Below are 6,319 nucleotides of genomic sequence, written 5' to 3'. Positions count from 1 at the left end.
CCTCGTCGCCCTCGACGGTGCCACGCGAGGACACCATCTCGGTGAAGGCGGTGATGGTTTTGAGCGCGTCGCCGACGCTTTGCCCGATCACCTGCTGGGTGAGCACCGAGGTCGCCGCCTGGCTGATCGAGCAGCCCTGCCCGTCATAGGACACGTCGGCGACGGTCTCGCCGTCCTCGGACAGCGCCACCCGCAGGGTGACCTCGTCACCGCAGACCGGGTTGACGTGAAACACCTCGGCGCCGAACGGTTCCCGCAGCCCGCGGTGCTGTGGGTGCTTGTAGTGGTCCAGGATCACGTCCTGATACATCTGCTCGAGACGCAATGTCAGCCTCTCCCAACCCGTGGCGGCGACCCGCCGCGCCCGGCTTCGCCGCGCTTGCGATCGCCTACGAAGAAATCCAGAGCGCGGCGCACGCCGGCGACCAGACGCTCGACCTCCTCGGTGGTGTTGTACACCCCGAAGGACGCCCGAGCCGTGGCCGCCAACCCGAACCGGCGGTGCAGCGGCAGGGCGCAGTGGTGGCCCACCCGCACCGCGACGCCCTCGTCGTCGAGCACCTGCCCGACATCGTGGGCGTGCACGCCGTCGACGACGAACGACACCGGCGAGGCGCGGTTCTCCATGGACGTCGGGCCGACGATGCGCACGGCGTCGATACCGGACAAGCCGTCGATCGCCGCGGCGACCAGCTGGTGTTCGTGGGCCTGCACGGCGTCCATGCCGATGGCCGCGAGATAGCGGGTGGCCGCGCCCAGCCCGACCACCTGCGATGTCATCGGGGTGCCGGCCTCGAACCGCTGCGGCACCGGCGCGTAGGTGGACGCTTCCATGGTCACGGTCTCGATCATCGAGCCACCGGTCAAGAACGGCGGCAACGCCGACAACACCTCGCCGCGGCCGTACAACACACCGATACCGTTGGGCCCCAACATCTTATGGCCGGAGAATGCGGCGAAGTCGACGTCCAGGGCGTGGAAGTCGACGGGCTGGTGCGGCACCGACTGGCAGGCGTCCAGCACGGTCAGCGCGCCCACCGCCCGCGCCCGGCTGACCAGTTCGGCCACCGGGGCCACCGCGCCGGTCACGTTCGAATGATGGGTGAAGGCGACGACCTTGACGCGTTCGTCGAGCTGCAGCGAGTCGAGGTCGATGCGCCCGTCGTCGGTCACGCCGTACCAGCGCAGCGTCGCCCCGGTGCGCCGGCAGAGTTCCTGCCACGGAACCAGATTGGCGTGGTGCTCGAGCTCGGTGGTGACGACGACGTCACCCGGTCCGACGGCGCGTTCGAAGCGCTTGTCCCCCAGCACATACGACACCAGGTTGAGCGCCTCGGTGGCGTTCTTGGTGAACACCAGCTCTTGGGCGTCGGCACCCACGAACGCGGCGATGTCGGCGCGGCCCTGCTCGTAGGCGTCGGTGGCCTCCTCCATCAGCTGGTGCGCACCGCGGTGCACGGCGCCGTTGGAGGTGAGCAGGAACTCCCGCTCGGCGTCGAGCACCTGCAGCGGGCGCTGGGACGTCGCACCGGAATCCAGGTAGGCCAACGGGTTTCCGCTGCGCATGACGCGCTTGAGGATCGGGAAGTCGGCGCGGATGGCCGCGACATCCAGGGGTGGGACCGCCGCCGAAGGTGTAGCCATGTCAGGCCCCGGCGGCCGCCGCTTGGGTGAAGCGGACGTAGCCGTTCTGCTCGAGTTCGTCGGCCAGCTCGGGACCGCCGGATTCGGCGATGCGTCCGCCGACGAACACGTGCACGTATTCGGGGCGGATGTAGCGCAGGATGCGGGTGTAGTGCGTGATCAGCAGGACGCCGCCGTGCTCGGTCTCCGCGTAGCGGTTCACGCCCTCGCTGACCACCCGCAGGGCGTCGACGTCGAGTCCGGAGTCGGTCTCGTCGAGGATCGCGATCTTGGGCTTGAGCAGTTCCAGCTGCAGGATCTCGTGGCGCTTCTTCTCACCGCCGGAGAAACCCTCGTTGACGCTGCGCTCGGCGAACGCCGGGTCGATTTCCAGCGAGCCCATCGCCGCCTTGACCTCTTTGACCCAGTGCCGCAGTTTCGGGGCCTCACCGCGCACGGCGGTCGCCGCCGAGCGCAGGAAGTTCGACACCGAGACGCCGGGCACCTCGACGGGATACTGCATGGCCAAAAAGATTCCGGCACGGGCGCGTTCGTCGATGCTCATCGCCAGCACGTCCTCGCCGTCCAGCGTGATGGAGCCTGAGGTCACCGTGTACTTGGGGTGACCGGCGATGGCGTAGGACAGCGTCGACTTGCCCGACCCGTTGGGGCCCATCAACGCATGTGTCTCACCGGATTTCACCGTCAGGTCGACGCCGTTGAGGATGGGAATCTCACGTTCGGAGTCGGCGGCGTTCGGGTTGACGACGCTGACGTGGAGGTCCTTGATTTCCAGAGTGGTCATGAGGCTGTTGTTTCCGTCTTTTCGGTCAAGGCCAGTTCGTGTTCGATGGCCGCGGTCAGGCGTTCCCGGATCTCGGGCACCCCGATCTTGGAGATGATCTCGGCGAAGAAGCCGCGGATGACCAGGCGGCGGGCCTGCTCCTCGGGGATGCCGCGGGAACGTAGATAGAACAGTTGCTCGTCGTCGAAACGGCCGGTGGCACTGGCGTGTCCGGCGCCGACGATCTCGCCGGTCTCGATCTCGAGGTTGGGCACCGAGTCGGCGCGCGCCCCGTCGGTGAGCACCAGGTTGCGGTTCACCTCGAACGTGTCGGTGCCGGTGGCTTCGGCGCGGATCAGCACGTCACCGATCCAGACGGTGTGCGCGTCGGGCAGCGCGGAATCCGGATCGCCTTGCAGCGCACCCTTGTACAGCACGTTCGACTTGCAGTCGGGCCGGGCGTGATCCACCAGCAGCCGCGACTCCAGGTGCTGGCCGTCGTCGGCGAAGTACAGGCCCAGCAGCTCGGCGTCCCCGCCCGGGGCGGTATAGCGCACGTTGGCCGTCAGCCGCACCACCTCGCCGCCGAGCGTGACGGCGACGTGGCGCAGCACCGCGTCCTTGCCCAGCTTGGCGTGGTGCATGCTGACGTGCACCGCGTCGTCGGCCCAGTCGGCGAGCCACACCACGGTGAGCCGGGCGGCGTCGTCGACGACGAATTCGACGTTGTCGGCGTAGGTTCCGCTGCCCCGCTGGTCGATGACGACGACGGCCTCGGCGAGCTCGGCGACCCGGACCTGCAGGTGACCGTAGGCCACCGCGCCCTCGCCCGGGCCGGTGACGGTGATGCCGATCGGCTCGGCGATGCGGGTGTCGCGCTCGACGGTGACCAGCGTCGCGGAGTTGAACGACGAAAACGCTTGCGCGGCAACCCGGTCGGTGGGCACCCCGCCCTGGCCGAGCCGCTCGTCGCCGCGCGAGACGCTCTCGACCCGCAGGCCGGGCCGCTCGGCGACGCTGATCCCGGCCTTGCCGGTGGCGCGCGCCGACCCGTCGTGCAGGCCGCGCAGCCGGCGCAGCGGGGTGAACCGCCAGAGTTCGTCGCGGCCGTGCGGGACCTCGAACGCGTCCACCTCGAACGAGGAGAACAGCTCGCCCTTGTTGGCAGCGGCGAGGGCCGAACCCTCAACCGCTTCGGTCAGATTCGTCACTAGCCGACCGCGCCTTCCATCTGCAGCTCGATCAGCCGGTTCAGCTCGAGCGCGTACTCCATGGGCAGCTCTTTGGCGATCGGCTCGACGAAGCCGCGAACCACCATGGCCATGGCCTCGTCCTCGGTCAGGCCGCGACTCATCAGGTAGAACAGCTGGTTCTCGCTGACCTTGGACACGGTGGCCTCGTGGCCCATGGTGACGTCGTCCTCGCGGATGTCGACGTAGGGGTAGGTGTCGCTGCGGCTGATCGTATCGACCAGCAGCGCATCGCATTTCACGCTGGACCGCGATCCGTGCGCGCCCTTGTTCACCTGCACCAGGCCGCGGTAGGAGGTGCGGCCGCCGCCGCGGGCCACCGACTTGGACACGATGTTGCTCGACGTGTTCGGGGCCAGGTGCAGCATCTTCGCGCCGGTGTCCTGGTGCTGGTCTTCACCGGCGAAGGCCACCGAGAGCACCTCGCCCTTGGCGTGCTCGCCGGTCATCCAGACCGCCGGGTACTTCATGGTGACCTTCGACCCGATGTTGCCGTCGATCCACTCCATGGTGGCGCCGGCCTCGGCGCGAGCCCGCTTGGTGACCAGGTTGTAGACGTTGCCCGACCAGTTCTGGATCGTCGTGTAGCGAACGCGCGCATTGGGTTTCACGATGATCTCGACCACCGCGGAGTGCAGCGAGTCAGACTTGTAGATGGGCGCCGTACAACCCTCGACGTAGTGCACGTAGGAGCCCTCGTCGGCGATGATCAGCGTCCGCTCGAACTGGCCCATGTTCTCGGTGTTGATCCGGAAGTAGGCCTGCAGCGGGATGTCGACGTGCACGCCCTTGGGAACGTAGATGAACGAGCCACCGCTCCACACCGCGGTGTTCAGCGCGGAGAACTTGTTGTCCCCGGCCGGGATCACGGTGCCGAAGTACTCCTGGAAGATCTCCGGGTGCTCGCGCAGCGCCGTGTCGGTGTCCAGGAAGATGACGCCCTGCTTCTCCAGGTCCTCCCGGATGGAGTGGTAGACGACCTCGGATTCGTACTGGGCCGCGACGCCGGAGACCAGCCGCTGCTTCTCGGCTTCGGGGATGCCCAGCTTGTCGTAGGTGTTTTTGATGTCCGCGGGCAGGTCGTCCCACGTCGCCGCCTGCTTCTCGCTGGAGCGCACGAAGTACTTGATGTTGTCGAAGTCGATGCCCTCCAGGTTCGAGCCCCAGTTCGGCATCGGCTTGCGGTCGAAGATGCGCAGCGCCTTGAGCCGGGTCTGCAGCATCCATTCGGGCTCGTTCTTCTTCGCCGAGATGTCGCGGACGACGGCCTCCGACAGACCGCGCTGGGCGCTGGCGCCGGCGACATCGGAGTCCGCCCAGCCGTAGCCGTACCGCCCCAGGGAGGCGATCGCCTCTTCCTGGGTCAGCGGCGCGGTAGCCGTCTTGCTGGCCTCGGGGGTGAGTGTCATCGAGACGCTCCTTTGATGCTCGTGGTGTCGGTCATACGGCGCGGGCTGGGCGCCGTGCTTGATGCCTGGGTCAGGGGTACGTGCGTGGTGCAGGCGCAGTCGCCGTTGACGATGGTCGCCAACCGCTGGACGTGGGTGCCCAGCACCTCGGCCATGGCCTGTTGCTCGGCGTCGCACAGCTCGGGGAATTCCTCCGCGACGTGCGACACCGGGCAGTGGTGCTGGCAGATCTGCACGCCGTGGATCGGCCCACCGACCTGCGTGGTCGTGGTGACGTAGCCGGCCTTGGTCAGTGCGGTGGCGATGCGGTCGGCGGCCGCCTCGACGTCGGTGTCGGCCGCGCTGTCGGCCGCGGGAACGTCGGCCAGGATGGCGTCGATCCGCTGCCGGGCGAACGCCTGCACCGCCTCTTCCCCACCGATTTCGCGCAGTTGCCGCATGGCCGCCGCGGCCAGGTCGTCGTAGGCGTGGTCGAGCTTGGCCCGCCCGGCCGAGGTCAGCCGGTACCGCTTGGCGGGACGCCCGCGCCCCGCCTGCTGCCACGCGGCGGGCGCCGTGGCCTCGGCGTCGCCGGCCTCGATCAGCGCGTCGAGGTGGCGTCGCACGCCGGCGGCCGTCAAACCCAGCCGGTCACCGATCTCCGCGGCGGTGATCGATCCGGACTCCAACAGCAGGCGCACGATCGCGCGGCGGGTGTGACCATCCGGCACCGGCGCGCCGACGTCGGCCACGCCGGTAGCGGCCCCATCGGGGCTGGTTCGGATTTTCACAACACCAGTGTGACGCAATTCCGGGGATCGGTCTAGCAAGGGTCCCCTGTCCTGGCGTCGCGATGCTCACACCAACCGCCCGATCGCCCGGCTCCTCACCGCCCGCAACGTGCGGTCCGCCTCGTCGGCCGGGCTAGGCTGCTCTGATGGCAGCCCGCCACCACACGCTGAGCTCGTCGATCGCGAGCCTGCACGGCGACGAGCAAGCAGTGGGCTCGCCGCTGAACGATACCGAGCTCACCGCGCTGCGCCGCACCCGCCTGTTCGGTGCCGCCGGCACCGTGGTGATGGCGATCGGCGCGCTGGGCGCCGGCGCGCGTCCCGTTGTGCAGGACCCCACCTTCGGGGTGCGGCTGCTCAACCTCCCGTCGCGGATCCAGACGGTGTCGTTGACCATGACCACCACCGGTGCCGTCATGATGGCGCTGGCCTGGTTGATGCTGGGCCGGTTCGCGCTGGGCAACCGGCGGATGTCGCGCGGCG

7 protein-coding genes are annotated in these 6,319 nt (G+C 68.7%); 1 reads left to right on the top strand and 6 read right to left on the bottom strand.

What is annotated here, in order from left to right; translation table 11 throughout:
- From sufU to A9W96_RS01395, 6 genes are all read right to left on the bottom strand, one after another.
- Positions 1-331: Fe-S cluster assembly sulfur transfer protein SufU (gene sufU, locus A9W96_RS01420; protein WP_197499367.1), on the bottom strand; the 331-nt coding region annotated here is incomplete at its 3' end.
- Complete coding sequence (locus A9W96_RS01415; RefSeq protein WP_067022050.1) at positions 328-1,644, bottom strand: cysteine desulfurase; 1,317 nt, start codon at positions 1,642-1,644, stop codon at positions 328-330. The genes sufU and A9W96_RS01415, both read right to left, overlap by 4 nt.
- A 1-nt stretch (position 1,645) precedes the next feature.
- Positions 1,646-2,428, bottom strand: coding sequence for a Fe-S cluster assembly ATPase SufC (sufC, locus tag A9W96_RS01410; RefSeq protein ID WP_067137518.1), 783 nt, complete (start codon positions 2,426-2,428; stop codon positions 1,646-1,648).
- Positions 2,425-3,618, bottom strand: a complete 1,194-nt coding sequence (sufD, locus tag A9W96_RS01405; protein WP_067022052.1) for a Fe-S cluster assembly protein SufD — start codon at positions 3,616-3,618, stop codon at positions 2,425-2,427. The genes sufC and sufD overlap by 4 nt, the downstream gene beginning before the upstream one ends.
- Positions 3,618-5,066 (bottom strand): Fe-S cluster assembly protein SufB, encoded by a 1,449-nt coding sequence (sufB, locus tag A9W96_RS01400; protein ID WP_066864446.1) that lies wholly within the window; start codon positions 5,064-5,066, stop codon positions 3,618-3,620. The genes sufD and sufB overlap by 1 nt, the downstream gene beginning before the upstream one ends.
- Entirely contained in the window at positions 5,063-5,836 is a 774-nt protein-coding gene (locus A9W96_RS01395; RefSeq protein ID WP_066864450.1) for a metalloregulator ArsR/SmtB family transcription factor, read from the bottom strand. The genes sufB and A9W96_RS01395 overlap by 4 nt, the downstream gene beginning before the upstream one ends.
- A 146-nt stretch (positions 5,837-5,982) precedes the next feature.
- On the opposite strand from A9W96_RS01395, the gene mptB reads away from it, so the two are divergent.
- A partial coding sequence (gene mptB, locus A9W96_RS01390; protein WP_197499366.1) for a polyprenol phosphomannose-dependent alpha 1,6 mannosyltransferase MptB occupies positions 5,983-6,319 on the top strand: 337 nt, incomplete at its 3' end.

It is taken from the genome of Mycobacterium sp. 1245852.3 (assembly GCF_001669335.1).
In the GTDB taxonomy this organism is placed as follows: domain Bacteria; phylum Actinomycetota; class Actinomycetes; order Mycobacteriales; family Mycobacteriaceae; genus Mycobacterium; species Mycobacterium europaeum_A.
This window is presented reverse-complemented; position numbering and strand designations above follow the sequence as displayed.